We start from the raw sequence: 26041 nt of genomic DNA on the forward strand, positions 1-26041 counted from the left end.
ATATTCCCGACATGCCAACGCTGATCGCCGGCGTCATCGCCGTTGTCGTCCTTTATTCCGCGCTGCAGATGTTCCGTGCGGCCAATCCCGCCGTGCTTGCGCGCGCGATCAAGATCGGCGGCGGGGTGCTCGCGCTGGCGGTCGCGGCCTTTACCGGCGTGCGGGGCGAACTGGCGGTGGCAATTCCGCTCGGCATTTTCGGCGCCGGACTGCTCGGCTGGTCGCCGTTCGGAAGCACCGGATTTCCCAATCTCGGCGGTATGTTCGGCGGTTCGCGCAGCCAGGGACAAAGCTCGCGGGTGCGCTCGCAATATCTCGATATGACCCTCGATCACGGCAGCGGCGTGCTCAGGGGCCAGATCGTGGCCGGACCGCAGGCCGGCCGCATGCTCGATGAGTTCGACCTGTCGCAGCTATTGGCGATGGTCCCGAGCTTCGACGCCGAGAGCGTCGCGCTACTTGAAAGCTATCTGGACCGCCGCTTTCCCGCCTGGCGTCAGGACGCACAGGGCGACCGGGCACGGGGGCAGGGCCGTGCGGCGTCGGGCGGCAAAATGACGAACGAGGAGGCCTATCAGATCCTTGGCCTGCAGCCGGGAGCGACGCGCGACGACATCAGCCGGGCTCACCGTACCCTGATGAAGAAACTCCATCCCGACCAGGGGGGCTCGACGTACCTCGCGGCCCGTGTGAACGAGGCCAAGGACACTCTGCTTCGCACGCATCTCTAACTCCGGCTACGCTACCAACGCCACAGCCGAGAGCTGCCTTCCGTTTCTGATTGATGCCCCGTTGGCCCGCCGCTGTCCGGCGTGGCCGATCGCTCTTTCGGGAAAACTTAACCGTAAAATCTTGACGAGAAGTTTCATGGTTGCGCCGCGCGCGGCCGGCCGGCTGTTTTCGCGGCGGCAAAAACAAAACGGCCGGCGCTCGCGGCGCCGGCCGTTTGAAATCAGCCGACGCTGACGATCAGTTGCGAACGGTGATGCAGGAGATCTCGGCGCGCTTCAGCGTCTTGCAAGCCGCCTCGGCCTGATCGCGCTCGAGGCCGGCAAAGCGGGCGCGATAGAGCTTGCGATTATCCTTGGCGACCACCTCGGTGAACGGATCCGCCTTGCTGAGCAGGCCGCGAGCGGAGCTGCGCGCCAGGTCGATGCGCTTGTTGGCCTCGCCCTCGGACTCCAGCGCGCCAACCTGGATGATCCAGCCGGTATGCGCGGCGCTCGGCTTGGCCGCGCTGGTCGGCGGGGCGGCCTGCACGCTGCGGGTTGCAGGTTCGATCGACGCCACGGCCTGCGGCGCCGGGGTAGCGGGCGCATGGACGGCCGAGGCCGGCAGCACGCCGAGGATGCCGTTGCCGGTGCCGAAATTGGCCGGCTGCGGCGGCATTTCCGGCCTCGAGGTCTCGGCGGCCCGCGCCATCATCGCATTGGAGGTCTCGGGGACCTCGCCGCGCGAGGGGATCGTGTTGGTGATCGGAGGCGCGGACTGCGCGGGGCCGGCCGCGGCGAGCTTGATCTGGCCGGCCTTGACCTGCACCGTCTTCACCTTGACCGGCTTCATCGGTTCAGCCGAGCCGGGGATCGCGGCGATCGGCTGGGTCTGGATCACGCCTGAGGTCAGCGGCGCCGGCTCGGGCTTGGCCTGCGGCTCCGGCTTGGCCGGAAGCGGCGGCAGCGCGGCAGCGGCCGCCGCCATCAGCGAGGGCTTGCTGGCCGGGCGCGGCGCCTGGATCGCGGCAGCTGCAGAGGCGGGCTCCGATGCCGCGACCGGCGAAGTGTCCGGCGCACGCGCATTATCCGCGTCGGCGACCTCGACATTGGCGTCGGCCGGATTGCGTTCGGTGATCGCTGCGGCAGTGCGGGTGGTCGCGGCCTTCGCGACGTTCTCGGCGAGCAGGTTGCGCATGATGGCGTCACGCGAGCCGCCGCTGCGGCCGCCAAGCACCACGCCGACCAGGAAGCGATTGCCGCGGCGCATCGAGGTCACGAGGTTGAAGCCGGACGCGCGGGTGTAGCCGGTCTTGATACCGTCAACGCCCTCGACGTTGCCGAGCAGATGGTTGTGGTTGCGGATCGATTGGCCGCGGAAGTTAAACACCGAGGTCGAGAAGTAGCGGTAATAGCGCGGGAAGCGGTCCTGGATCGCGCGGCCGAGGGTCGATTGATCGCGCGCCGTCGTCACCTGCTCATCGTTGGGCAGGCCGGAGGCGTTGCGATAAACGGTCCGGCTCATGCCGAGCGCGCGGGCCTTGCGGGTCATCATCCGGGCGAAATCGTCTTCGCTGCCGCCGATCGCCTCGGCGATCACGACCGCGGCGTCATTGGCGGAGCGGGTGACCAGGCCCTTGATGGCGTCTTCGACCTTGATGGTCGAGCCGGGCCGCAGGCCGAGCTTGGTCGGGTCCTGTTCGGAGGCGTGCTCGGACACCGGCATTTCGGTGTCGAGCTTCATCTTTCCGGAATCGAGGCGCTCGAACAGCAGATAGAGCGTCATGATCTTGGTCAGCGAGGCGGGGTGGCGCAGGCCGTCGGGACTGGTGGCGGTCAGCACCGAACCGGTGTTGCCGTCGACGATGATCGACGCGAATTGCGGGCTGTAGCTCTCGCGCGCTTCCTGGCTGTGGTGGTGACGGGCGTAGTGGCGCCGGTGACGGCGCGCCTCGGCGCTATCACTCGTGATCAGGATCGCCGTCGTGACGGTCACGAGCCCAAGAACGCCAACTCGCAGCGCCCGCGAGGAGGCCAAGGTTGTTCGAAGCATCTACTTCCCCGTCCCAATTTCTATCTAGATCACTGGCTCGTGAGGCGAAATTGTGCCCAGCGGCCATCGATCCTTGCCTGCGCAACAAACCACTTCGGGCAGAACCATCGGCCCACGTGGCGGCTCAGGTCGCTCTTCTAGCTAAGGTGTTGTTCACAAACAGCTTTCGAGGCTGTCTGTCGGAAGGCGAACAAAGTCCGGGAATCAGGTTAGGCGGACCGAGTTTCCAAAAGATTAAGCAACCGTTGCGTAGTCCCCCGGGGTTTATCGCGAATGCCGGAGATTCGGGGCTGTGTGATTGTGCGATGCACAATATTCATTGACTCTATTGTGCGATGCGATATGGCTATCGGCGTCAGGGGGCCGGGAGCTTCCCGGCAATGGGAATTTGCGCCTTCAAGTCTGGGAAAAGGAATTCCATCCATGGTCAAGATCGAAGACATTCAGAACTACGGCAAAGAGCATTTCGAGTCGGTCACCGCGTCGGCGAACAACCTGCAGAGCGGCGTTCAGGCCATCGCTACCGCCTATGGCGACTATGCCAAGAAGTCCTTTGAGGACACCAAGTCGTTCGTCGAGAAGCTGTCGGGCGTGAAGTCGCTGGACAAGGCGCTCGAGGCGCAGACCGAGTACCTGCGCTCGTCCTACGAGACCTTCGTTGCGGAATCGCAGAAGATCGCCGGGCTGTACAGCGACTGCGCCAAGCAGACCTTCAAGCCCTATGAGGGCCTGGTCTCCAAGTTCGCGCCCGCCGCTCAGTAAGCGCAGCGGACCAAGACAAGCGAAAAGCCCGGCCGTTTGGCCGGGCTTTTTTGTTGTGCCTGAGGTGGGCGACTATTTGGCCAGCCGCAGCTTCGAGATCTGCGTGAGAATATTCTGAAAGGCGTCAGCCGTCTGACCGGCTGACGTGATCATCTGGAAGTTGCCGTCGGTCGCGCAATCCTGCAGCACCTGCGATTTCGGGTCCGCGTTGTTGATGTTCACCTGAATCGTGAAGATTGTGATGCTGCTGGTCGGATCGGCCTTGACGTTCGAACACAGCAACTCTTGCCGAGTGTCAATGTCCGACTGGGTCGTGCTCCACCGGTTTTGGGTGTTCAGTCCGTCGGACAGCAGGACGATATAGTCCTTGTATGCGTAGTTGCTCTCTTTCGGCGGTGCCGTGATCGGCGGGTTTGCGGTGTTCAGCGACAGCCATCCCCACGCCAGCCCCACCGCCTGATTGGTGTTGCCGCTTGGATACATATTGTCGATCTGGGTTTTGAGCGTGCTCCACTGGTTGCTCATTGGCGTCACCGTGCCGGGAAGACAATCCGCGAACTGCTCGGCATAGAACTGCGTGGACGGCGTCCCGCTGCCGGAGGAGGGGCCCGTATTCTTCGTATCGTAGTCCTGATCGCGATCGTTCACGCAGCCGGTCCACGTGCTGTGGCTGGGTGCGGCTGCCGCGGTCGCGGTGGTACCGTCGCCGCGCCAGAGGTGAGAATACGTCGTCGGCGTGCTGCAGACTCTGCTGCTGCCGCTCCCGGAGCAGGTGCAATTGCTGGTCGAGCCGCAGCTTGCGCCGGAGCCGGAAGCCACGGTCGTGCCCGGCACGGTAACAGTCGTGTAGCACCCGTTGTAGTAGATGCTGGTCTTGCCGGGTAGCTTTCTGCCGCTGTCCATGCTGGGGCAGATGTAACCTGCATACGTGCCGCTCGAGGGGATTGTGCTCGTGCTTCGGGCACCGCTCACGGTCGCTGGCCGGTCCGTGCACGTAAAGCCGTGCGTCTTGTTCGTGAACGGGCAATCCGATCCTGCTTGGATCGTGTTCCAGCCGCTCGGATAGTTGTTCTTGAGAATCGGCGGCTCACCCTCCCACTCCGTCCAATTCAACCAAGACTGGTTCAGATTCGACGGATCAACATTCACATCCTTCGAGAACGGAATGATCGAAATATAAACATCGCCGGTCTGCTTGTTGTACGTCGACAGCGTATCGATCATGCTTTTGGCAGCGGATTGGAGTGCTGCCATCTTGCCGTTCTGGGCCATTGATCCGGTGTTATCGAGCACCATCGCGACACGCATACGGGTGTTGCCCCATGTGGTGGTCGTCGAGCTTTTGAAACCCAGCGTCGGAAAACCGGCCAGCTGCATGAAATCGGATTTGATGTGGCCGGATCCGCCCAGCAGAATGTTGGCCGCCGCGCCAGAGGTCGGGGTGGTATAGTTGGCCGTGACGGAAATGCCCTGGCCGTCCTTGTTGGTGTAAAGCGCCGTGAAATAGGTCTGCGCCTTGCTCGGGATGTCCGCGGCCGTGATGTTGCCCATGGTCAGATCCTTGGACAGCATCAGCGCGGTCGAATCGAGCGCCGCCTGCATCGCGGAGCGGGCGTTGTTGGCGCGGGTATAGTCGATCGCGGCTCCCACGAAAGCGAGGAGCGGCAGCATTGCGAAGGTGAAGATCACCGCGACATTGCCGTTATTTGCCCTGGAGAACCGGCGAGCAACCGCACAGACGCGATCGGAAATGGCTGAACCAAGCATGGCACTCTCGTCGAAATGGATTGCGGTGGCATCTCGACCGGCGCCGCTAAACAGATGGTGAATCGGGCGCGGGAAACCCGGCAGGGTGGCGCGGGGGAGGCTCAAAAGCCGGGCAAAAGCGCTCGCTATCCTCAATGACGTCTAAATTGGCGGCCCGGCTCCTTTGTCAAATCGGGCAGAAATGATTAACCTTCGAGGGTTGCCGCGCCGGGAATCGGACCGGTGGGCCGCGCCGGGTCTGCGCTTGCGGCAGGGCCTCGCGAGGCCCATATTCGGGAAGTCGATCCGGCCGCCGGATCGGACCGGGAGCGGCAATCTGGAAAGCATTGCTGGGGGTTCCGCGATCAGTCTTGCGGCAATCGCGACCACCATCCAATTGCCATCCGGTTTCCCGCCATCCGGCTTCCCTTGGGGAATTCGAACGCCTGAGCCATGTTGCGATCCACGTTGACAGTCCCGATTTCCGAGCCGGTTTCGTCGATGCCGGCGGTGGCCGCCGCGCCGGCGCCGAAAATGAACAATGACGACAACCGCAATGGGGCGGGCAGCGGCCCGTCGACCTCGGTCATCACCAAGGTCAAGCCGAAGACCAAGCGGCCGAACCTGTACCGCGTCCTGATCCTGAACGACGACTACACGCCGATGGAGTTCGTCGTTCATGTGCTGGAACGATTCTTCAACAAGGACGCCGAGGCGGCGACCAAGATCATGCTGCACGTTCATCACCACGGGATCGGCGAGTGCGGCGTTTTTACCTACGAGATCGCCGAGACCAAGGTGACGCAAGTCATGGACTTCGCGCGCAAGCACCAGCATCCACTGCAGTGCGTGATGGAAAAGAAATAGGTCGCTGGAACGACTGACCTGCCGCGAGGCGCGGAACGGGTCTTGCATCGCGGTTTTTGATGGTGGTGAACGGCGTTCCCGTACGATCACGGGCGTCGCCGCGCGACGCCCCGATGCCCCGAATTTAGAAGAAAACCATCATCGCGGGACCGGTCTTTCGCCACGATCCGTCGTAACTATATCAAAGGCGATCACGAAGGTTGTTATTGCCTGACCCGGTAATGGCGATCATGATGGCAGGGGGCCATAGAGGACGCGAATGCCAACTTTTTCCCAAAGCCTTGAACAATCGCTGCACCGTGCGTTGGCGATCGCAAACGAGCGCCACCATCAATACGCGACGCTCGAACATCTGCTGCTGTCGCTGATCGATGACTCGGATGCGGCGGCTGTGATGCGGGCCTGCAGCGTCGATCTCGACAAGCTCAGGACCAGCCTCGTTAATTATCTCGAGACCGAATTCGAAAACCTGGTGACTGACGGCGCCGATGACGCGAAGCCGACCGCCGGGTTCCAGCGCGTGATCCAGCGCGCAGTGATTCATGTCCAGTCGTCCGGTCGCGAGGAAGTGACCGGCGCCAACGTCCTGATCGCGATCTTCGCCGAGCGCGAGAGCCATGCCGCGTACTTCCTGCAGGAGCAGGACATGACGCGCTACGACGCCGTCAACTACATCAGCCACGGCATCGCCAAGCGGCCCGGCGTGTCCGAGGCGCGGCCGGTGCGCGGCGTCGACGAGGAAACCGAGGCCAAGGGCAACGAGGACGCCAAGAAGAAGGGCGAGGCGCTCGAGACCTACTGCGTCAACCTCAACAAGAAGGCGCGCGACGGCAAGATCGATCCGGTGATCGGCCGCAATGCCGAGATCAACCGTGCGATCCAGGTGCTGTGCCGCCGCCAGAAGAACAACCCGCTGTTCGTCGGCGAAGCCGGCGTCGGCAAGACCGCGATTGCCGAAGGCCTCGCCAAGCGCATCGTCGACAGCGATGTGCCGGAAGTGCTGGCGGCCGCGACCGTGTTCTCGCTCGACATGGGCACGCTGCTTGCGGGCACCCGCTACCGTGGCGATTTCGAGGAGCGGCTCAAGCAGGTCCTGAAGGAGCTGGAGGCGCATCCGAACGCCATCCTGTTCATCGACGAGATCCACACCGTGATCGGCGCCGGCGCCACCTCCGGCGGCGCGATGGATGCGTCCAATCTGCTGAAGCCCGCGCTGGCTTCGGGCACGATCCGCTGCATGGGCTCGACCACCTACAAGGAATACCGTCAGCACTTCGAGAAGGACCGCGCGCTGGTGCGGCGCTTCCAGAAGATCGACGTCAACGAGCCGACGGTGGAAGACGCAATCGCGATCCTCAAGGGCCTGAAGCCCTATTTCGAGGATTACCATCGGCTGAAATACACCAATGAGGCGATCGAGGCGGCGGTGCAGCTGTCGTCGCGCTACATCCACGACCGCAAGCTGCCCGACAAGGCGATCGACGTGATCGACGAGTCCGGCGCGGCGCAGATGCTGGTCGCCGAGAGCAAGCGCAAGAAGACGATCGGCATCAAGGAGATCGAGACCACGATCGCGACCATGGCGCGGATCCCGCCGAAGAGCGTGTCGAAGGACGATGCCGAGGTGCTGAAGCATCTCGAGCAGACCTTGAAGCGCACGGTGTTCGGTCAGGACAAGGCGATCGAGTCGCTGGCGGCGTCGATCAAGCTGGCGCGAGCCGGCCTGCGCGAGCCGGAGAAGCCGATCGGCAGCTATTTGTTCTCGGGTCCGACCGGCGTCGGCAAGACCGAGGTGGCGAAGCAACTGGCGGCGTCGCTCGGTGTCGAGCTGCTGCGCTTCGACATGTCCGAATACATGGAGCGGCACACCGTGTCGCGCCTGATCGGCGCACCTCCCGGCTATGTCGGTTTCGACCAGGGCGGCCTGCTCACCGATGGCGTGGACCAGCATCCGCATTGCGTCGTGCTGCTCGACGAAATCGAGAAGGCGCACCCGGATCTCTACAACGTGCTGCTGCAGATCATGGATCATGGCCGGCTCACCGACCACAACGGCAAGCAGGTCAACTTCCGCAACGTGATCCTGATCATGACCACGAATGCCGGCGCGGCCGATCTTGCGCGGCAGGCCTTCGGCTTCACCCGCTCGAAGCGGGAAGGCGACGATCACGAGGCGATCAATCGCCAGTTCGCGCCGGAGTTCCGCAACCGGCTGGATGCGATCGTCTCCTTCGCGCACCTCAATGCCGAGGTGATCGGCATGGTGGTCGAGAAGTTCGTGCTGCAACTCGAGGCGCAACTCGCCGACCGCGACGTCACGATCGAGCTGTCCGAGCCTGCAAAGGCCTGGCTGATCGAGCACGGCTATGACGAGCAGATGGGCGCACGTCCGATGGCGCGCATCATCCAGGAACACATCAAGAAGCCGCTCGCGGATGAGGTGCTGTTCGGTCAGCTCAAGGGCGGCGGACACGTCCGCGTCATCCTGGTCAAGGACGAGGCGACTGCCAAGGACAAGATCGGCTTCGAATATGTCGAGGGCCCGGTCACGCCGAAGCCCGAGAACCTGCCGCCGCGCAAGCGCAAGCCGCCGAAGGGCGGTCCCAACGGCGGCGGAGGCGGCACCAAGGGGCCGGCCTCAAAGGGGCCGATGGTCAAGGTCTGAGGCGCGAGCGAACAACCAAACGAAAAGGCCGGCTGAACAGCCGGCCTTTTTGTTTCTGGCGGTGGGAGGCGCGTCTCCGCGCCTTCACTCGCCCTTCAGCCGCTGACCCTCCTGGACCCGCACCCGGTCGGCGCCGCGGCTGCCGGCGGAGGACAGCCGGAGCGTGCTGAGCGCAGCTCCCACGACGGCAAAGCCGACGCCGACCATCAGCGAGATCCGGGTGCCGTCAGCCGGATAGCGCGCCAGCAGCAGCGCCACCAGAGCGGCGCCGATGGTCTGTCCGAGCAGGCGCGCGGTCCCTAACATGCCGCTGGCGCCGCCCGAGCGCTCGCGCGGAGCGGCGGCGATCATGGTGCGGTTATTCGGGGTCTGGAACAGGCCGAAGCCGGCGCCGGCGAGCGCCATGCGCCAGATCACGTCGATCGGCGTCGCGTTGGCCGGCATCAAGGCCAGCGTGCCCAATCCCGTCGCGAACAGCAGCAGGCCGATGCCGCCGAGCAGGCCGGCCGGATAGCGTTCCACCAGCCAGCCCGCGAGCGGGGCCGCGAACGCGACCGCGATCGGCCACGGCGTGATCAACAGGCCGATCTGAACCGCCGAATATCCGAAATGGTTTTCCAGATAGAACGGCATCGCGACAAAGGCCAGCATCTGGCCGCAGAACGAGGCGATCGAGGTGCCGATCGAGAGTGCGAAGATCGGAATCCGCAGCAGGTCGACGGGCAGCAGTGGCGAGGGCAGATGCTGCTGCCGCCGGTACAGCAAATGCGAGGCGACCGCGGCGACAGCGAACTCCAATGCGCAGAGATACAGCGACCCGCCATGGCCGGCGCTGTCGATCGCGCTGATGCCGAACCCGAACGCGATGGCGCTCAGCGCGGCGCTCTGCCAGTCGAAGGCGTGAACCGCCGGCCTGGTGTGCGGCAGGAAGCGCCAGCCCAGCGCCAGCGTGACGATACCGAGCGGGACATTGATGGCGAACAGATACGGCCAGGTCCCGACCGCCAGGATGAACGAGGCGATGGTCGGGCCGACCGCGGCCGAGATCGCGACCACCAGCGCGTTGACGCCGATGCCGCGGCCGAGCAGCGAATGCGGATAGATGAAGCGGACCAGCGCGGTGTTGACGCTGAGGATGCCTGCAGCGCCAAACCCCTGCAGGATGCGGGCGACCGTCAGCAGCGGCAGGGTGTGCGACAGCGCGCAGAACAGCGAGGCCAGCGTGAACAGCAACAGCCCCGCCAGATAGACGCGGCGGTAGCCGATGATTTCGCCGAGAGAGGCCAGCGGCAGCAGCGAGATCGTGATCGCCAATTGATAGCCGTTGACGATCCAGATCGAGAACGCGGGGCTAGCGTTCAGATCCCGGGCAATGGTCGGCAACGCAACGTTGGCGATCGAGCCGTCGACGACGGCCATCACGAGGCCGAGCGCGATCGTGAGAATGGCCCAATTGCGCTGCGGCTGCGGCAGCCCGTCGGGATGCTCAATGATCGCGGACGACATGTCGTGGAGTGGCTCTCGGTTCCGGCGTTGCGGGGGTTACCGCATGCTGGATTAGCCCGGCCTTTGCAACCCCGAATGCCGGATGCCGGCCGCGACTGGAACGAGGGCTCCGAGCCGAGGCGGCTCAGCCCTGGCCGAGCAATTCATTGATGCGCCGCTGAAGCTGCCGCTTCTTGATCTCGCTGCGGCGGACCCGCTCGTCGAGATCGCTGACCGGCGTGTCGGAGGTCATGATCCGGAAGGCGAGGCCGACCTTGTTAGCCTGGCGCCAGATCAGGCGGGCCAGGAACGAGCGGCCCTTGCGTGCGACGCTGAGATTCATCTCTTCGGGCAAGTGCGCGGCATCGCTAAATTCAACGCAGGCACCGCCTTCGCTGATATTGCGGACGACGCAATCCATCGTCGAGCCGCGTCCATTGATCTCCGCAACCGCACCATAGAACACCTTCTCGCGTACGTTCTGGCGCCGGTCCTGCATGGGAAATCCTCCAAATGAACGGCACGACTGTACCGGTCCGCCCCAGCGAAAAGAAGGGCGCCGGGGAACCCGTTGCAGTTAGTGTAAATATTTGCATCCGTGAGGGCGTGGATTCCCGGCTATTTTGCGCCGCAAGAGACCTATGGCTTCCCTCAAAAGCTTTAGTTCGGCAGCCGGCTTTGCCGCCAATCGCGCGGCGACAGGCCGTAATGGTCGCGGAACACGCGGCCGAAATGCGAAAGATCGTTAAAGCCCCAGGCGAATGCGATCTCGCCGATGTGGCGATGCGCGTGCGCCGGCGAGGCGAGGTCGCGCTTGCAGCGCTCCAGCCGCTGCGCCAGCACGAAGCGCTGGAACGAGGTGTCCTCGTCGGCCAGCAGGCTGTTGACGTAGCGCGGCGAGATGCCGAGCGCTGCGGCGGTCTCGGTGAGGTTGAGCTCGGCGTTCGGCAGATGCGCGAGCACATGCGCCTTCAGGCGGTAGAGCAGCGCGGAGCGGTGGGTCGAGGCGGGCAGCGCGGCGCCGCCGAGCCGCTCGCTCATCGCCATCGCGAGCAGGTCGGCGGCCTGGTCGGCGAGGCGGATCGCGTTGTCAGGATCGAGCTTGTCGGCGATCTCGGAGAGCCCCGCGATGAACTGCCAGGCGAGCCGCTGCACGGGACGATCCGATGTGAACGTGGTCGCAGTTAAGCCCTGGGTGCCGGCGAAGCGCCGGTGCAGCATGGCGCGCGGCACCTGGAAGATGGTTTGCGTGAAGTCGGCGTTGAAGCGCAATTCATAGGGCCGGGTGGTGTCGTAGAACGCGAACTCGCCCGGTTGGATCACGGTCTCGCGGCCGTCCTGCAGCACGGCGCCCGCGCCACTCCGGCCGAGGGCGAACAGAACAAAATCCTCACTGGCGCGAGCGATCCGCGACGGGGTACGCAGCACCCGTTGCCGGCTCGACGAGACGACCGAGCATTTCACCGCGCCCAGCTGCGCGCTGGTGATGGCGCCGTGGAAGGCGGTGCCGAGGTCGGACTTGCAGTCGAGCTGCACGAACACGTCGCAGACGATGTCCTGCCAGAGCGCAAGGCGCCGATGGGTGGGCGCGTCTTCCGTGGTGAACAGGGCCGGCATGATTTCCTCCCTTCACGAGTGCAAACGCTGGCCACGCAAACAAAGCAAGCTTCATACCGGGGACGGCCGGGGAATCTCCTCCGCAGTCGAATTTTCCTTCCGTCCTGGTCGAACGGCGTGCCCGGTCCCGGGGCAGCATGATGTCAGAGGCCGCCATGGCCGATCAAGCACGAACCGGCCGGAAGCGTCGGCCGCGAGGAGGACATCATGGGCATCGAACATCCGAAATACCGCGTTGCGGTGGTGCAGGCCGCACCAGCCTGGCTCGACCTCGACGCCTCCATCGCCAAGTCCATCGCGCTGATCGAGGAGGCCGCCGCCAAAGGGGCGAAGCTGATCGCGTTCCCCGAGGCGTTCATCCCCGGCTATCCCTGGTACATCTGGCTGGACTCGCCGGCCTGGGCGATCGGGCGCGGTTTCGTGCAGCGCTATTTCGACAACTCGCTGAGCTACGACAGCCCGCAGGCCGAGAAGCTTCGGCTCGCGGTCAAGAAGGCCGGCATGACCGCGGTGCTCGGCCTGTCCGAGCGCGACGGCGGCAGCCTCTATCTCGCGCAATGGCTGATCGGGCCCGACGGCGAGACCATTGCGAAGCGGCGCAAGCTGCGGCCGACCCATGCCGAGCGCACCGTCTATGGCGAGGGCGACGGCAGCGACCTTGCCGTGCATGACCGTCCCGGCATCGGCCGGCTCGGCGCGCTGTGCTGCTGGGAGCATCTGCAGCCGCTGTCGAAATACGCGATGTACGCCCAGAACGAGCAGGTCCATGTCGCGGCCTGGCCGAGCTTCTCGCTGTACGATCCGTTCGCGCCGGCGCTCGGCTGGGAGGTCAACAACGCGGCCTCGCGGGTCTATGCGGTCGAGGGCTCATGCTTCGTGCTGGCGCCCTGCGCCACGGTCTCGCAGGCGATGGTCGACGAGATGTGCGACCGCGACGACAAGCACGCGCTGCTGCATGTCGGCGGCGGACACGCCGCGATCTACGGGCCGGACGGCAGCGCGATCGCCGAGAAGCTGCCGCCCGAGCAGGAGGGCCTGCTGCTCGCCGATATCGATCTCGGCGCGATCGGGATCGCCAAGAACGCCGCCGATCCGGCCGGGCACTATTCGCGCCCCGATGTCACGCGTCTGCTGCTGAACAAGAAGCCTTCGAAGCGCGTCGAGCATTTCGCGCTGCCGCTCGACAGCCTTGAGGAGATCGACGCGGCCGCGAGCTGAACAGACTACGGGCATGATCTTTTCGGAAAACCGCTTCGCACTTTTCCGGATCATGCCTTGGGCGACATCCAACCGGAGGCGACTGCCATGGAATCCGCCATTCCTTCTCATCTGCAGACAGCCCGGTCGCGTCATCGGCGTGTGCCCGACGATTACGCGCCGCCTTATCCGTCCTTCGTTGCGCGCCACAAGCCCGCGATCACGCGCGTGATCATGGCCTATTTCGGCGTGCAATATCGCGGTGAGCGGAGCGCGGCGGCGAACGAGGCGCTGGCATCGATCGCAAAACGCTTTGCCGGCGAGAACGGCCCGACGCATTGGGACCGCGCGCAATATGTCGACCAGGCCGGCTTCACCAACGTCGTCTCGGTCGCCTATTGGGACGATGCCGGGCGCTTCGACGCCTGGTTCGACGGCGCGCGCGAGGCCTGGACCGGCGGCGGCGCCACTGAGGGCGTCGGCCGCTTCATCGAGGTGCTGCGGCCGCATGTTGCGCGCTACGAGACGCTGTTCTCGTCGCTCGGCCGTCCGGAGGGCGTCGCGGTGCTTGCCGACGGCATGAGCGGCGAGGTGCAGGAGCACGCCTATTGGGGCGGTATGCGCGACCGTATCCCGCTGTCGCAGACCGACGCGATGACGCCGGGCGGCGAGCCGCGCGTGATCCGCGACGGCGCACGCATCCGTGTGGTCGCGCATGACAATCTCTGCCTGATCCGCTCCGGACAGGACTGGAGCGACACCGAGGCATCGGAGCGCAAGATGTATCTCGACGATGTCGAGCCGGTGTTGCGTGAGGGCATGGATTTCCTGCGCGACGACGGCGTGCCGATCGGCTGCTATGCCAACCGCTACATGCGCGTTGTCGATGCGGAGGGCAGGCCAACCGAAAAATCCTACGGCCAGAGCTGGTGGAAGAGCCTCGCGGCGCTGGAGCGGTGGGCGGAATCGCACCCGACCCATGTCAGGATTTTTGGCGCGGCGATGAAGTATCTCTCGACCTTGGGGCCGAACGCCAAGCTCAGGCTGTATCACGAGGTCACGGTGGCAGGCGCCGACGAGCAGTTCTTCGAGTATCTCGGCTGCCATGAACGGACCGGCATGCTCACCGCCGTACAGGTCGCCCGAGCGACGACACCTTGAGTTGGCAAAGTGCTCGTATCTAGCGCCGAACCTTACGCAACGCGCTCGCGCAGGCCCTTGGCGACTTCCTTCTGCGCGTCGAACTCGCGGCGCAGGTGGGCCAGCTCCTCGGCGCTGAGCGCATCGGCGTTGCTGTAGTCGCGCTTCCAGGAAGCATCCTCGCTCCAGCGCAGCGGTGACTGCACGGTGGTCTGCGGACCGGGCGCCTGCTCAAGCACGCGCAGCGCCAGCTCCAGCGTGAACGCCTGCGAGGCGACGTCCTGCGGCTTGCCTGCGGAATTGCCGAGCGGGAAATCGGAGAACAGGAAGCGCGGCACCGCGGCATGCTCGACGATATCCTTGGCGCAGCCCATCACGACCGTGGAAATCCCGTTGGCCTCGAGATGCCGCGCCACCAGGCTGACGGTCTGGTGGCAGACCGGGCAGTTCGGCACCAGCACCGCGGCGTCGACCTTGTCGTCACGGCAACGCTTGAGGATTTCGGGCGCGTCGGTCTCGATGGTGACGCGGTGGCTGCGGTTGGTCGGGGCGCCGAAGAAGCGCGGCGCGACGTCGCCGATCGTGCCGGCCGCGGCGAGGCGCTTCAGCTGTGCCAGCGGGAACCAGGTGCCGTTGTCGGTCGCCGTGGTGTGGGTGCGGTCATAGGCGATGTGCGAAATCCGCAGATCGTGCTGCTTTGACGTGTCGCCGTCATAGACCGCATAGAACTTGGCCCCGCCGTTGTATTTCGCGCCGGGACCCTGGTCGCCCCGTGCCGGATCGAACGGCGCCGCGGTCGTGATGATGGCGACCCGGGACTGGTTCAGCGGCTTCTTCAGGGGCTGGAACGGGGCGGAGGTGTAATGCGCCCAGCGGTAGGGGGTGGTGTAGCCGATCGCCGCGTAATAATCGCGGGTTCGCTTCATATAGCCGATCGGGGCGTCGTCATCGGGGGCAAAGCCGAGTTGATCGTCGGATGCTGCGGCCATTTTGCGCTCCCTTTTGCGCGCCATCATTTCAGTCCATAGCTAGACCACGAGCTTGCGGTGTCAAGCCGCGCCCGCACGGGAACAGAATTGCCATGCGAACCGGTCGTTGCGCCGCATTGGTCATGCTTGTGCTGCTGGTGCCGCCGGCCCGGGTCGGCGCGGAGGACGCTCCGGCCGCGGCCCCGGCGCCGCCGCCTGGCGCCGAGCAGCCGGCAGCGCCGCCCCCGGACAAGCCCGCTGAGCAGCCCGCGGCCGCGCCGGCGGAGCCGCCTGCGCCACCGCTGGGAGAGCAGGCCGCACCATCGGCCGAGAAACCTGCCGCGCCCCCGGCGGATACGCCCGCGGCGGCGACCGACAAACCCGCGGACGATGCGCGCGAGAGCGACACCCGCGAGGCGATGTGCCTGATGATCGAGTCGGCGGCGCGGGCCAACGATCTGCCGCTCGAATTCTTCGCGCGCGTGATCTGGCAGGAGAGCCGCTTCCAGGCCGATGCGGTTGGTCCGATGACCCGCAACGGCCAGCGCGCGCAGGGCATCGCGCAATTCATGCCGGGCACCGCGAACGAGCGCGGGCTGCTCGATCCATTCAATCCGGTGCAGGCGCTGCCGAAGTCGGCCGAATTCCTCAGTGAGCTGCGCAACCAGTTCGGCAATCTGGGCCTCGCGGCCGCGGCCTACAATGCCGGCCCGCGCCGGATCCAGGATTGGCTCGCCGGCTCCGGCTACATGCCGCAGGAGACGCGCAATTACGTCTCCGCGATCACCGGCTCCAGCGTCGACGACTGGGCCGCTGCCGGGCGCAACGGCAAGATGCCGCAGCGCGCGCCGACCACGAGCTGCCGCGAGCTGATGGCGCTGCTCAAGCGCGCGCCGAATCCGTTCGTCGCTGGGCTCGAGCAGCACATCACGCTGTCGGCCGCCAAGGTCTGGGGCGTGCAGCTTGCCGCCGGCTTCAGCCGCGACAAGGCGCTCGCGATGTATGCCCGCGCCATCAAGCGCCTTGCCAACGTGATCGGCGATCAGGATCCGAGTTTGCTGAGCTCACGGCTTCGCACCCGCGGCAGCGCGACCTTCTACCAGGTGCGCATCGGCGCCGACACGCGCCCCGAGGCCGACGGCCTGTGCAACCGCATCCGCAAGGCGGGCGGGGCGTGCTTCGTGCTGAAGAACAGGGCGTGATTGCGTGGATCGGTAGCCCGGATGAAGCGAAGCGCAATCCGGGACAGCTCTCGCCGGTTGCAAGAGCGGCCCCGGATTTCGCTGGCGCTTCATCCGGGCTACCAAGGCGCATACCCGCCCTGTGCCGTCTCTTGCTTGACCCTGCGTTGTCAGCGCCCTAAGCCGCCGCGATTGCAAAACCATCCGGTTCCCCGTGGCGCTTCCTCCGCTCGATTCTCCGCAATGGCACACCTCGTTCCGCGCCTTCCTATGGGGCGCGCGGTCGATCGGCGCGACCGTGCTGACCCTGGTGCTGTTTGCGACCTATCTCGGCATCGGCGCGCTGGCGCATGATTCCGGCTTCTCGCTGGGCTGGACGCTGGCGAGCACGGCGTTCGTCTGGGCTGGCCCTGCGCAGATCATCGTGATCACGACACTCGGCTCCGGCGCCACCGTGCTGCAATCGGCGATCGCGGTCACCGTCAGCGCGATCCGCCTGTTCCCGATGGTGGTCTCGGTGTTGCCGATGATGCGGACCGAACAGACCAAGCGGCGGCATCTGATCCTGGTGGCGCATCTCACCGCCGTCACGCTGTGGGTCGAATGCTTCCGCTTCCTGCCGCAGGTGCCGCGCAACCGGCGGATCGCCTTCATCCACGGGCTCGGCTGCGGGCTGGTCACCGTCTGCCTGATCGCCAACACGATCGGGTACATGCTCGCGGCCAATCTCACGCCGCTCCTGGCCGCCGGCATGCTGATGCTGACGCCGCTCGCCTTCCTGTTCTCCACGGCGCGCAACTGCCGCGAGCTCGCCGACGTCATCGCGCTGGCGCTCGGCCTATTGCTGTTTCCGCTGGCGGCGATGCTGAACAGCGGCGTTGATATCCTGGTCAGCGGGGTCGTCGCGGGCACCATTGCCTATGCCGTGCACCGGGCGAGGGCGGGCATCGTCGGGGCGCGCGCATGAGTACCTTCATCGGCGACTGGCACGCGCTCGCGATCCTGTTCGTCGCGGGCGTCATCCCCAACCAGATCTGGCGCATGCTCGGCCTGTGGTTCGGCGGCGGCATCGACGAGAACTCCGAGCTCTTGGTCTGGGTGAGGGCGGTCGCCACCGCGATCCTCGCCGGTATCATCGCGCAGATCGTGGTGCAGCCGCCGGGCGCGCTCGCCAGCGTGCCGGACTGGCTGCGCTACGGCGCCGTCGCCGCCGGCTTTGTCGTGTTCATGCTGGCGAGGAAATCGATCTTCGCCGGCGTGATCGCAGGCGAAGTCGTCATGATCGCGGGCAAATACTGGCTCGGCTGATTGCGGCGTCCGCATTATCCGCTACTCTCGCTCCCCAAGAACAAGACAACGGGGAAACGGCATGCAGCGGCGCGCATCATCGCTAATCATTGTTGCTCTGACGGCGTTGCTGGCGGCGACGCTGCCGGCGCGTGCCGCGGATTATCCAACGCGGCCGATCAAGCTCGTGGTGCCGTATGCCGCGGGCGGGCCGACCGACGTGCTCGGCCGCATCGTCGGCGAATATCTCGGGCGCGATCTCAAGCAGGTGGTCGTGGTCGAGAACAAGGCCGGTGCGCAGGGCGCGATCGGCGCCGAGGCCGTGGCGCGCTCCGATCCCGACGGCTACACGCTGTTCGTGACGGCCGCCTCGATCTTCGTGCTCAATCCGATGCTCTACAAGAAGCTGCCCTACGATCCGGCCAGGGATTTTCACCTGCTGTCCGTCATCACGGACGCGCCGATGATCATGGAGGTGCACCCGTCGGTGCCGGCGAGGACGATCGCGGAGTTCGTCGCTTACGCGAAGAAGAATCCCGGAAAACTCAATTTCGGATCGGCGGGCACCGGCGGCACGGTTCATCTCGCCGGCGAGATGTTCAAGCAGATGGCCGGCGTCGAGATGACCCACGTGCCGTACAAGGGCGCAGGACCCGCGCTGACCGATCTGCTGTCCGGCAACATCCAGCTGATGTTCGACACGCTCGGCACCGCGCTGCCGCCGGTCAAATCGGGCCTGCTGCGGCCGCTCGGCGTCAGCTCGACGGAGCGCATCCCCGATTTGCCCGATCTGCCGACGATCGCCGAGAGCGGCTATCCCGATTATGCGGTCAGCGTCTGGTATGGTATCGCAGCGCCGTCGAGGGTGCCTGACGACATCGCCGACAAGATCAAGGCGAGCCTCGACCGGGCCTTGAACGACGAAGCGTTCCGCGCTTCGCTGCTCAAGATCGGTTTCCCGCCGCTGCGCGCGAAGAGCCAGGCCGAGATCGACAAGTTTGTGAATACCGATCGCGCGCGATGGGCGGGCGTGGTCAAGGCGCTGAACATATCGCTGGATTGACACATGGTACGTGAAATGGAACTGCGCCAGGGCGAGGTGGCCGTCGACATGCCGACGGCGCGCGATGCCGGGCTCGTCTTCATCGGCCGCATCCGCACGCCCTGGACCTCGCGGCTGGCGACGCCGCGGCAGGGGCGGCATGACGGCCCGGTGTGCCGGCTCGAGATTTTCGAGCCCTGGGTCGCCGCGATCAAGGGCGTCGATTTCTATTCAAATCTCGAGGTGCTGTACTGGCTGCATCAGTCGCGCCGCGACATCGTGCTGCAAAGCCCGAAGAACAACGGCAACACCCGCGGCACTTTCTCGCTGCGCTCGCCGGTGCGCCCCAATCCGATCGGCACCTCGGTCGTCAAGCTGGTCGGCGTCGAGGGCAACGTCATTTTGGTGCGCGGCCTCGACTGCCTCGACGAGACGCCGCTGATCGACGTCAAGCCCGACCGTTGCGAGTTCACCCCGCTCGCCCCGCCGCAGGCCGGGGACTTCGATACGGAGTAGAATCTCTCAACCGTCATTCCGGGGCGATGCGAAGCATCGAACCCGGAATCTCGAGATTCCGGGTTCGCGCTCCGCACGCCCCGGAATGACAGCGGTGGGATTACTTCAACGCTGCGCTCAGCTTTGCCGCGCTCGCCTCCAGCACCTTGCCATCTTCCTTGTGGCTCGCAGGCGGCAGCAGTGCGACACCGTCCTTGCGTGGCATGACGTGCATGTGCAGATGGAATACGACCTGGCCACCGGCGGGCTCGTTGAATTGCTGCACCGTGATGCCGTCGGCTTCGAACGCCTTCATCGCGGCGGCGGCGATCTTGTGCGAGGCGCGCGCGACATGGGCGTAGTCGTCGGGCTTGATGTCGAGGATGTTACGGGCAGGGGCCTTCGGAATGACGAGCGTATGCCCCGGCGAGCGCGGCATGATGTCGAGGAAGGCGAACACGTGCTCGTCTTCATAGACCTTGTAGCAGGGCAGCTCGCCGCGCAGGATCTTTGCGAAGATGTTGTTGCTGTCGTAGGCGGCGGGCATGGTGGCGGCTCCTCGATGATGCTGCTTTTATTGCCTAGGTGGCGGCGGAGACGTCAAGCGTCGTCGTCGACCGTCTTGCGGAACGGGCCGGCCTCGGCGAGCTCACGGCCGACCTCGGCGACATAGTCGCGCTCGCGCTTGAGGTAATCGGCGATCGCCCGGCGCAGTCCGGGGTCGGCGATGAAATGCGCCGAATAGGTGGTCTGCGGCAGGTAGCCGCGCGCCAGCTTGTGCTCGCCCTGCGCGCCGGCCTCGACCACCTTGAGGCCGCGCTGAACCGCGAAATCGATCGCCTGGTAGTAGCAGACCTCGAAATGCAGGAACGGGTGGTGCTCGATCGCGCCCCAGTTGCGGCCGAACAGCGCGTCGGAGCCGATGAAGTTGATCGCACCGGCGATCCAGCGGCCGTTGCGCTTGGCCATCACCAGCAGCACGTCCCGGCTCATCGTCTCGCCGATCAGCGAGAAGAATTCTCGGGTCAGATACGGCCGGCCCCATTTGCGCGAGCCGGTCTCCATGTAGAACTCGAAGAACGCATCCCAGGCGTCCTCGGTGATGTCCGAGCCGGTCAGCCAGTGGATGGTGATCCCGGCGGCGACCGCCTCGCGGCGCTCGCGCTTGATGCCCTTGCGATGGCGGGAGTTCAGCGAACTGAGAAAGTCGTCGAAGGTCTTGTAGCCCTGATTGTGCCAGTGGAACTGCTGGTCGGTCCGCTGCAGGAAACCGTGGGCGCCGAGGAACCTGGCCTCGTCCTCGCGGGCGAACGTCACATGCACGGAGGACGCCTCGGTGGCGTTGCAGAGCGCCCGCAGGCCCCGCGCCAGCGCCGAGCCGATCACCTCGCGGTCGACGCCGTCGCGGATCAACAGCCGCGGCCCGGTCGCGGGCGTGAAGGGGACCGACACCTGAAGCTTCGGGTAATAGCTGCCGCCGGCGCGGTGGTAGGCCTCGGCCCAGCCGCGATCGAACACGTATTCGCCCTGCGAGTGCGATTTCAGATAGCAGGGCACGACGCCGACGATCCGGCCATCGAGCTTCGCGATCAGATGCCGCGGGCCCCAGCCGGTCCGCGGGCAGGCCGACTTGGAGGCTTCGGCGGCGGCAAAAAAGGCGTGGGAAACGAATGGGTTATAGCTCGAACTTGCGGTGGTCTGGCAATCCTTTGCGGAACCGGGCGAGGCCAGCGTGTCGAGGTGATGGATGCTGTCCGCATCCGCCTTGGGATTGGCGCAGGCGTCCCATTCGGCGGCCGGAATGCCGCCGATGTCGGCTACAGCCTCTAGGGTGATTTCAGAAGACGCCATCGAGAATGAAGACCGGTGCCTCGTTTGAGCGTGATCTTTCCGGAACAGCTGGCTCCACTTCCGGATCATGCCCCGCATTGCGCCATCGCCGATGACGACCAACCCTCGCCAACATCGTGCGTCGCAGCGACGAGTTCAAGACTGCAAGGGCATGTCTCGGACATGTCAGGTTCCCGGCACAAACCCCTCGAAAATCATCTGGTCGGCGTAGCGCGCCGCGCGCTCGCGCTGTTCCACCGTCCGCACGGTCCAGGCCAGCAGCGGACAGCCGAACAAGTTGCGGGCGATCCACGGCTCCGGCGCCGGCAGCTGGTTGACCCAATAGGCGACGAAATGCGGCTCGGTCGTAAAGCCGTGCCGCAGGTACAGCATGCTGTCGCGTTGCGCCGGCGTCAGCTTGTCCCAATGGCCGTCGTCATAGGTGCGCTGGGCGGTGATGCCGCGCGGCAGGTTCGGCATGATCTCGCGCAGCGCCAGCACCTGGTCGGGATCGAACGACATGCCGACCACCGGGCCGGAATACGACGCCAGCACCTCGGCCATCCGCCGCACCAGCTTGCGGTCGCCGTCGAAATGGCTCTTCACCTCGACCACCAGCGGCACGCGGCCGGCGACCAGCGCGCAGAGATCGCCGAGCGTCATCATCTGCTCGGCGGTGTCCTTGAACTTGACGGCCTTCAGCTCGGCCGCGGTCCTGGTTGCCAGCAGGCCCGCCTCCTCGGTGAGGCGGCCGAGCGCATCGTCGTGGTGCACCATGGCCTCGCCGTCGGCGGTGAGCTGGATATCGCACTCGATGGCGAAGTTGCCGGCGACCGCGGCGGTGGCCGCGGCCGGCATGTTCTCGATGATACCGCGCGCGGCATCATGCAGGCCGCGATGGGCGACCGGCCGTTTCGTCAGCCAATCAGGAGCGCGCATCGATCAGGCGACTTCGAACACGCCTTCGACTTCGACCGCGGCGTCCGCGGGCAGCGAGGCGACGCCGACGGTGGTGCGGGCATGGCGGCCCTTGTCGCCGAATGCTTCGACCATCAGGTCGGAAGCGCCGTTCAGTACCTTCGGCCCGTCGAAGAAGTCGGGCGCCGAATTGATGAAGCCGCCGAGCCGCACCACGCGCACGACCTTATCGAGGTCGCCGAGCGCGGCCTTGATCTGGGCCAGCAGGTTGATTGCGCAGCCGCGCGCGGCAGCGGCGCCCTGTTCGAGCGTGACGCCGGCGCCGAGCTTGCCCTTGGCGATCAGCTTGCCCTCGGCGTTGAAGCAGACCTGGCCCGACACGAACAGCAGGTTTCCGCTGCGGACGAAGGGGACATAGTTTGCGACCGGGGAGGTCGGCTCCGGAAGTGTGATGCCCTGTGACGCCAGTTTTTGTTCGACGGTACCCGCCATCTTTTGGTCCCCCAATTGGATTGCACGAAGCCTGAAACGCGGTCAGGGCCAAGTTTGTTTCGATTGTTTCGCGCATCGTGCCGCCGGTTGCAAGCGACGGTAAGGTGAGGACAACGCGGCCATGAGGTGCCGAATCGCACGGAAAGCTGCCGAAAATGACGGCATTTTCGCTGCGTACATTGCCATTTTGTCAGACTTGCCCCAGTTGCGGCGCAATACCACCGTCACTATTGTGGCGAATCCCTGCCTCCTTGAGGAAACCATATGACCCTGCCGTTCCGGACTCCGTCGCGTGCCCTGGTGTTTGCGATCGCCGTTGCCGCAGGATCCGGCCTGGTTCAGGGGTCCGCAGTCGCTGCGGCAAGCGGGCCGTTTCTCGCGCATCAGGCGCTCTACGACCTCAGCCTGGTGAAGTCGCGCGGCTCCAACTCGGTCAGCGATGCGCGCGGGCGCATCCTCTACAATTTCTCCGGCAACTCCTGCGAAGGCTATACCTCCGAATTCCGCCAGGTGTCCGAGCTCGACAGCGGCGAGGGCAAGGTGACGCTGTCCGATCTTCGCTCCACGTCCTGGGAGGACGCGTCGGGCAAAAGCTACCGCTTCAAGATCGACACGCGGATGAACGACAGCGAATCGTCGCCGGTCGACGGCATCGCCGAGCGGGTCGGCGATCATATCACCGTGAAGCTGACCCAGCCGGTGAAGAAGACGTTCAATATCGACGGCAAGATCGTGTTCCCGACCGAGCAGATCCAGCACATCATCGCTGCCGCCCGCGACGGCAAGTCGGTGCTCGAGCAGACCGTCTATGACGGCTCCGACAACGGCGAGAAGATCTACAACACGCTGACCGTGATCGGCCGGCCGATCGCAGGCGACCGCGCGCCGTCATCGCCCGATCCGTCGACGGCGAGCAATGCGATGAAGACCATGACGCGCTGGCCGGTGACGGTGAGCTATTACGACAGCGACGCGCGCGCGAAGGACGGCGAGCAGACGCCGGTCTACGCGATGTCGTTCGAGCTGTACGAGAACGGCGTCTCCCGCGCGCTGGTACTGGACTACAACGATTTCGTGATCTCGGGCGCGCTGGACAAATTCGACGTCAGGGATTCCAAGCCCTGCAAGTGAGGGCTGGCTATCGCCACCCACTCAGCGGCGTCCCGGGCAAGCGAAGCGCGACCCGGGACCCATCACCACAGGGGTGAGTTGTTGAAGGGGGCTGTGGCCCCAGCGTCGCACAACAATCACCTTCGGTGGTTATGGGTCCCGGCTTTCGCCGGGACGACAGCGGAGCAAGCGCCCCCCGCGAGACCGCACTGGCCGTAGCCGTCCGACACGAGTACGCTTCCCTAAACACGCGTGTCAGGGAGGCACATCATGAGCAAGCTCGACCATCTTCGCCCCAGCGGCCTGCATCACAATCCGGCTTACTCCCACGTCGTCGTCGCCTCCGGCGCGCGCACGATCTACATTTCGGGACAGGTGTCGGTCGACGAGGAGGGCCGCGTGGTCGGCGCTGGCGATCTTGCCGCGCAGACGACGCAGGTGATGCAGAACCTCGGCATGGCGCTGAAGGCCGCCGGGGCCAGCTATTCCAATATCGTCAAGATCACGACCTTCGTCGTCGGCTACAAGCCGGAGCTCCGTCCCATCATCGGCAAGGCACGTTCGGCGTTCTTTGAGGGCATGCAGCCGCCGGCCTCTACGCTGGTCGGCGTCACCGCGCTCGCGGCGCCGGAATGGCTGATCGAGATCGAGGCGGTTGCGGTCACGGATTGAAGGGCTGCGCAGTCGTCATGCGCGGGCTCGACCCGCGCATCCATCGCTTTTCAAAGAGTCCTCGTTGATGGATGGCCGGGTCAAGCCCGGCCATGACGACCGGTTACTCCTCCGCGCTCTTCTGCGGCCCCTCATAGGCAATGCCCCTGATCACGGCGGCATTGCCGAATTTCTTGCGCAGATTGTCCATCGCGCGTTCGGCGTGCGCCGAGCGGCGGTCGAGCATGTCGGAATCGTTGGCCTGTGCGCCCGGGCGCAGCGCGCTGACGCCGGCGCCCATCAGGCGGAAGGCGGTGCCGTCAATTTCCTTCGCGAGCATCTCGCGCGACACCGCAAAGATCTTGGCGGCAAGCTGGGTCGGGGTCTGGATCGATTGCGAACGGGTACGCTGGCGGAAGTCCGCGGTCTTCAGCTTCAGCGTGATGGTGCACCCCGAGAGCTCGCTGGTCTTCAGCCGCGCCGAGACTTTCTCCGACAGTTTCCAGAGCAGTCTTTCCAGCGTTGCGAAGTCGCGGATGTCGGTCTCGAAGGTGGTCTCGCTCGAGATCGTCTTGGCGCCGCGATCGGCCACCACGCTCCGGTCGTCGATGCCGCGCGCGAGCCGCCACAGCCGGCGGCCTTCGCTCGCGAACTGCTTCATCAATTCGTTCTCGTCGGCGCGCTGCAGGTCGGCAACGAGGCGGAAGCCGCGCTGCACCAACTTCTCCTGCGTCGCGGGACCGACGCCGTAGATGAACCCGACCGGTTTGCTGGCCAGCATCTCGCGCGCCTCGTCCTGGTCCAGCGCGGCAAAGCCCCTCGGCTTGTCGAGGTCGGAGGCGATCTTGGCGAGGAACTTGTTGCAGGACAGGCCGACCGACACCGTGATGCCGATGTCGCGCTCGACATCGCGGGCGAATTTGGCGAGCACCTTGGCCGGAATCATGCCGTGGACGCGCTGCGTGCCGGCGAGATCGAGGAAGGCTTCGTCGATCGACAGCGGCTCGACCAGCGGCGTCAGCGCCTGCATCGCCTGCCGCACCTCGCGCCCGACCCGGACATACTTCGCCATGTCCGGCGGAATTACGGTCGCATCCGGGCAGAGTTCCAGCGCCTTGAACATCGGCATCGCCGAGCGGACGCCATAGGTGCGGGCGATGTAACAGGCGGCCGACACGACGCCGCGCTTGCCGCCGCCGATGATGACCGGGCGGTCGGCGATCTCGGGATTGTCGCGCTTCTCGACGGTGGCATAGAACGCGTCGCAGTCGATGTGCGCCAGCGCCAGCGCGGGCAGGGCGCGATGACGCACCAGCCGCGGCGAGCCGCAATGGCTGCATCGCTTCACCTTGATATCGAGGTCGCCGAGGCAGTCTCGGCAGAAACGGAGGGGGCCGTCGGAAGCTGCCGCTGCCGTCGTCACGGCACGTCGCGCTCCCATTTCGGGTCGCCCAGCGCCTGATGGGCGGCGGCGATATTGGTCGGGTGCAGTTCCGAGGCCCTGGCAAACGCCTTCACGGTGGCGTCGTCGCGCATCACGAAATCGAGCACGCTCGCAAGAAATTGAGGATCGGACGCGGCGTTCCGCAGCGTCTCTGGACCGATTCCGGTTTCGGCCAGGAACAGGCCCAGCCGCTCGGGATCGCCGGCAATGAAACCGAGCGCCTGAATCGCAACGATTTCAGCAACTTCCCGGGGGTTGTGAACAGGCTTTTTCAACGCGCCGGTTTGCCTTTCCGTTAACTTATGGTCTCTATTGAGAGGCCCATCATGCCCGAGTCTTCCGCATGTGTTCAAGCAACGGAAACCACGCTGCGGAAGTTGG

General features: G+C 65.3%; 26 protein-coding genes. 13 read left to right on the forward strand and 13 right to left on the reverse strand.

Annotated features, from left to right (window positions below; all coding sequences use genetic code 11):
* The first annotated feature begins 11 nt into the window (after positions 1 to 11).
* Positions 12 to 731, forward strand: coding sequence for a DnaJ domain-containing protein (locus J2R78_RS33895; RefSeq protein ID WP_076834525.1), 720 nt, complete (start codon positions 12 to 14; stop codon positions 729 to 731).
* A 238-nt stretch (positions 732 to 969) separates the two neighbouring features.
* Here J2R78_RS33895 and J2R78_RS33900 read toward each other — a convergent pair whose 3' ends face one another.
* Entirely contained in the window at positions 970 to 2763 is a 1794-nt protein-coding gene (locus tag J2R78_RS33900; RefSeq protein ID WP_253608333.1) for a serine hydrolase, read from the reverse strand.
* Between the two features lie 423 nt (positions 2764 to 3186).
* Here J2R78_RS33900 and J2R78_RS33905 point away from each other — a divergent pair, with 423 nt between their 5' ends.
* Positions 3187 to 3525, forward strand: a complete 339-nt coding sequence (locus tag J2R78_RS33905) for a phasin family protein (RefSeq protein ID WP_016844841.1) — start codon at positions 3187 to 3189, stop codon at positions 3523 to 3525.
* 72 nt (positions 3526 to 3597) lie between these two features.
* Here J2R78_RS33905 and J2R78_RS33910 read toward each other — a convergent pair whose 3' ends face one another.
* Entirely contained in the window at positions 3598 to 5292 is a 1695-nt protein-coding gene (locus J2R78_RS33910) for a TadE/TadG family type IV pilus assembly protein (RefSeq protein WP_253608334.1), read from the reverse strand.
* 344 nt (positions 5293 to 5636) lie between these two features.
* Entirely contained in the window at positions 5637 to 5813 is a 177-nt protein-coding gene (locus J2R78_RS33915) for a hypothetical protein (RefSeq protein ID WP_176936713.1), read from the reverse strand.
* On the opposite strand from J2R78_RS33915, the gene clpS reads away from it, so the two are divergent.
* Positions 5806 to 6138, forward strand: a complete 333-nt coding sequence (gene clpS / locus J2R78_RS33920; protein WP_028336409.1) for an ATP-dependent Clp protease adapter ClpS — start codon at positions 5806 to 5808, stop codon at positions 6136 to 6138. The two genes, J2R78_RS33915 and clpS, sit on opposite strands and share 8 nt — an antisense overlap.
* A gap of 259 nt (positions 6139 to 6397) precedes the next feature.
* Entirely contained in the window at positions 6398 to 8803 is a 2406-nt protein-coding gene (clpA, locus tag J2R78_RS33925) for an ATP-dependent Clp protease ATP-binding subunit ClpA (protein WP_253608335.1), read from the forward strand.
* Between the two features lie 84 nt (positions 8804 to 8887).
* Here the strand turns inward: clpA and J2R78_RS33930 are convergent, their stop codons facing one another.
* From J2R78_RS33930 to J2R78_RS33940, 3 genes are all read right to left on the reverse strand, one after another.
* Positions 8888 to 10309 (reverse strand): MFS transporter, encoded by a 1422-nt coding sequence (locus tag J2R78_RS33930; protein WP_253608336.1) that lies wholly within the window; start codon positions 10307 to 10309, stop codon positions 8888 to 8890.
* Between the two features lie 124 nt (positions 10310 to 10433).
* Complete coding sequence (locus J2R78_RS33935; protein WP_229160680.1) at positions 10434 to 10787, reverse strand: PilZ domain-containing protein; 354 nt, start codon at positions 10785 to 10787, stop codon at positions 10434 to 10436.
* Positions 10788 to 10948: 161 nt separating this feature from the next.
* Positions 10949 to 11905 (reverse strand): helix-turn-helix domain-containing protein, encoded by a 957-nt coding sequence (locus J2R78_RS33940; protein WP_253608337.1) that lies wholly within the window; start codon positions 11903 to 11905, stop codon positions 10949 to 10951.
* A gap of 207 nt (positions 11906 to 12112) precedes the next feature.
* Between J2R78_RS33940 and J2R78_RS33945 the strand changes: the two genes are divergently transcribed.
* Complete coding sequence (locus J2R78_RS33945) at positions 12113 to 13123, forward strand: carbon-nitrogen hydrolase family protein (RefSeq protein ID WP_253608338.1); 1011 nt, start codon at positions 12113 to 12115, stop codon at positions 13121 to 13123.
* Between the two features lie 87 nt (positions 13124 to 13210).
* A complete protein-coding gene (locus J2R78_RS33950) occupies positions 13211 to 14263 on the forward strand; it encodes a phenylacetaldoxime dehydratase family protein (RefSeq protein WP_253608339.1) in 1053 nt (350 codons plus the stop codon).
* Between the two features lie 32 nt (positions 14264 to 14295).
* Here J2R78_RS33950 and J2R78_RS33955 read toward each other — a convergent pair whose 3' ends face one another.
* On the reverse strand, positions 14296 to 15231 hold the full coding sequence (locus tag J2R78_RS33955; RefSeq protein WP_253608340.1) for a glycine/sarcosine/betaine reductase selenoprotein B family protein: 936 nt from the start codon (positions 15229 to 15231) through the stop codon (positions 14296 to 14298).
* A gap of 92 nt (positions 15232 to 15323) precedes the next feature.
* Between J2R78_RS33955 and J2R78_RS33960 the strand changes: the two genes are divergently transcribed.
* The 5 genes from J2R78_RS33960 to tsaA all read left to right on the forward strand — a co-directional run bounded on the left by J2R78_RS33960 (position 15324) and on the right by tsaA (position 19236).
* Positions 15324 to 16412 (forward strand): lytic transglycosylase domain-containing protein, encoded by a 1089-nt coding sequence (locus tag J2R78_RS33960; RefSeq protein ID WP_253608341.1) that lies wholly within the window; start codon positions 15324 to 15326, stop codon positions 16410 to 16412.
* A gap of 193 nt (positions 16413 to 16605) precedes the next feature.
* The gene (locus J2R78_RS33965) at positions 16606 to 17358 is read left to right on the forward strand and encodes an AzlC family ABC transporter permease (protein WP_253608342.1); all 753 of its coding nucleotides are present in this window, start codon (positions 16606 to 16608) and stop codon (positions 17356 to 17358) included.
* Complete coding sequence (locus J2R78_RS33970; RefSeq protein ID WP_092078229.1) at positions 17355 to 17699, forward strand: AzlD domain-containing protein; 345 nt, start codon at positions 17355 to 17357, stop codon at positions 17697 to 17699. Before J2R78_RS33965 ends, J2R78_RS33970 begins: the two co-directional genes overlap by 4 nt.
* A gap of 61 nt (positions 17700 to 17760) precedes the next feature.
* Positions 17761 to 18741, forward strand: coding sequence for a tripartite tricarboxylate transporter substrate binding protein (locus tag J2R78_RS33975; protein ID WP_253608343.1), 981 nt, complete (start codon positions 17761 to 17763; stop codon positions 18739 to 18741).
* A 3-nt stretch (positions 18742 to 18744) separates the two neighbouring features.
* Positions 18745 to 19236 carry a tRNA (N6-threonylcarbamoyladenosine(37)-N6)-methyltransferase TrmO gene (gene tsaA, locus J2R78_RS33980; RefSeq protein ID WP_253608344.1) on the forward strand — a complete coding sequence of 164 codons (492 nt, stop codon included), beginning with the start codon at positions 18745 to 18747 and terminating at the stop codon, positions 19234 to 19236.
* Between the two features lie 100 nt (positions 19237 to 19336).
* On the opposite strand, the gene J2R78_RS33985 is transcribed toward tsaA, so the two are convergent.
* From J2R78_RS33985 to J2R78_RS34000, 4 genes are all read right to left on the reverse strand, one after another.
* A complete protein-coding gene (locus J2R78_RS33985; RefSeq protein ID WP_168857445.1) occupies positions 19337 to 19762 on the reverse strand; it encodes an HIT family protein in 426 nt (141 codons plus the stop codon).
* Between the two features lie 53 nt (positions 19763 to 19815).
* Complete coding sequence (locus J2R78_RS33990; RefSeq protein ID WP_253608345.1) at positions 19816 to 21066, reverse strand: GNAT family N-acetyltransferase; 1251 nt, start codon at positions 21064 to 21066, stop codon at positions 19816 to 19818.
* Between the two features lie 165 nt (positions 21067 to 21231).
* Positions 21232 to 21984, reverse strand: coding sequence for a glycerophosphodiester phosphodiesterase (locus J2R78_RS33995; protein WP_253608346.1), 753 nt, complete (start codon positions 21982 to 21984; stop codon positions 21232 to 21234).
* Between the two features lie 3 nt (positions 21985 to 21987).
* A complete protein-coding gene (locus J2R78_RS34000) occupies positions 21988 to 22455 on the reverse strand; it encodes a RidA family protein (protein WP_016845428.1) in 468 nt (155 codons plus the stop codon).
* Positions 22456 to 22719: 264 nt separating this feature from the next.
* Between J2R78_RS34000 and J2R78_RS34005 the strand changes: the two genes are divergently transcribed.
* Together J2R78_RS34005 and J2R78_RS34010 are read left to right on the forward strand one after the other, a co-directional pair.
* Positions 22720 to 23586, forward strand: coding sequence for a cell envelope integrity EipB family protein (locus tag J2R78_RS34005; RefSeq protein WP_253608347.1), 867 nt, complete (start codon positions 22720 to 22722; stop codon positions 23584 to 23586).
* Between the two features lie 249 nt (positions 23587 to 23835).
* A complete protein-coding gene (locus J2R78_RS34010) occupies positions 23836 to 24237 on the forward strand; it encodes a RidA family protein (protein ID WP_253608348.1) in 402 nt (133 codons plus the stop codon).
* A gap of 103 nt (positions 24238 to 24340) precedes the next feature.
* Here the strand turns inward: J2R78_RS34010 and J2R78_RS34015 are convergent, their stop codons facing one another.
* A complete protein-coding gene (locus tag J2R78_RS34015; RefSeq protein WP_253608349.1) occupies positions 24341 to 25657 on the reverse strand; it encodes a DNA polymerase IV in 1317 nt (438 codons plus the stop codon).
* Positions 25636 to 25935 carry a DUF3572 domain-containing protein gene (locus J2R78_RS34020; RefSeq protein ID WP_253608350.1) on the reverse strand — a complete coding sequence of 100 codons (300 nt, stop codon included), beginning with the start codon at positions 25933 to 25935 and terminating at the stop codon, positions 25636 to 25638. Before J2R78_RS34020 ends, J2R78_RS34015 begins: the two co-directional genes overlap by 22 nt.
* Between the last annotated feature and the right edge of the window lie 106 nt (positions 25936 to 26041).

This window comes from Bradyrhizobium sp. USDA 4538 (assembly GCF_024171045.1).
GTDB classification, from domain to species: Bacteria; Pseudomonadota; Alphaproteobacteria; order Rhizobiales; family Xanthobacteraceae; genus Bradyrhizobium; species Bradyrhizobium australafricanum.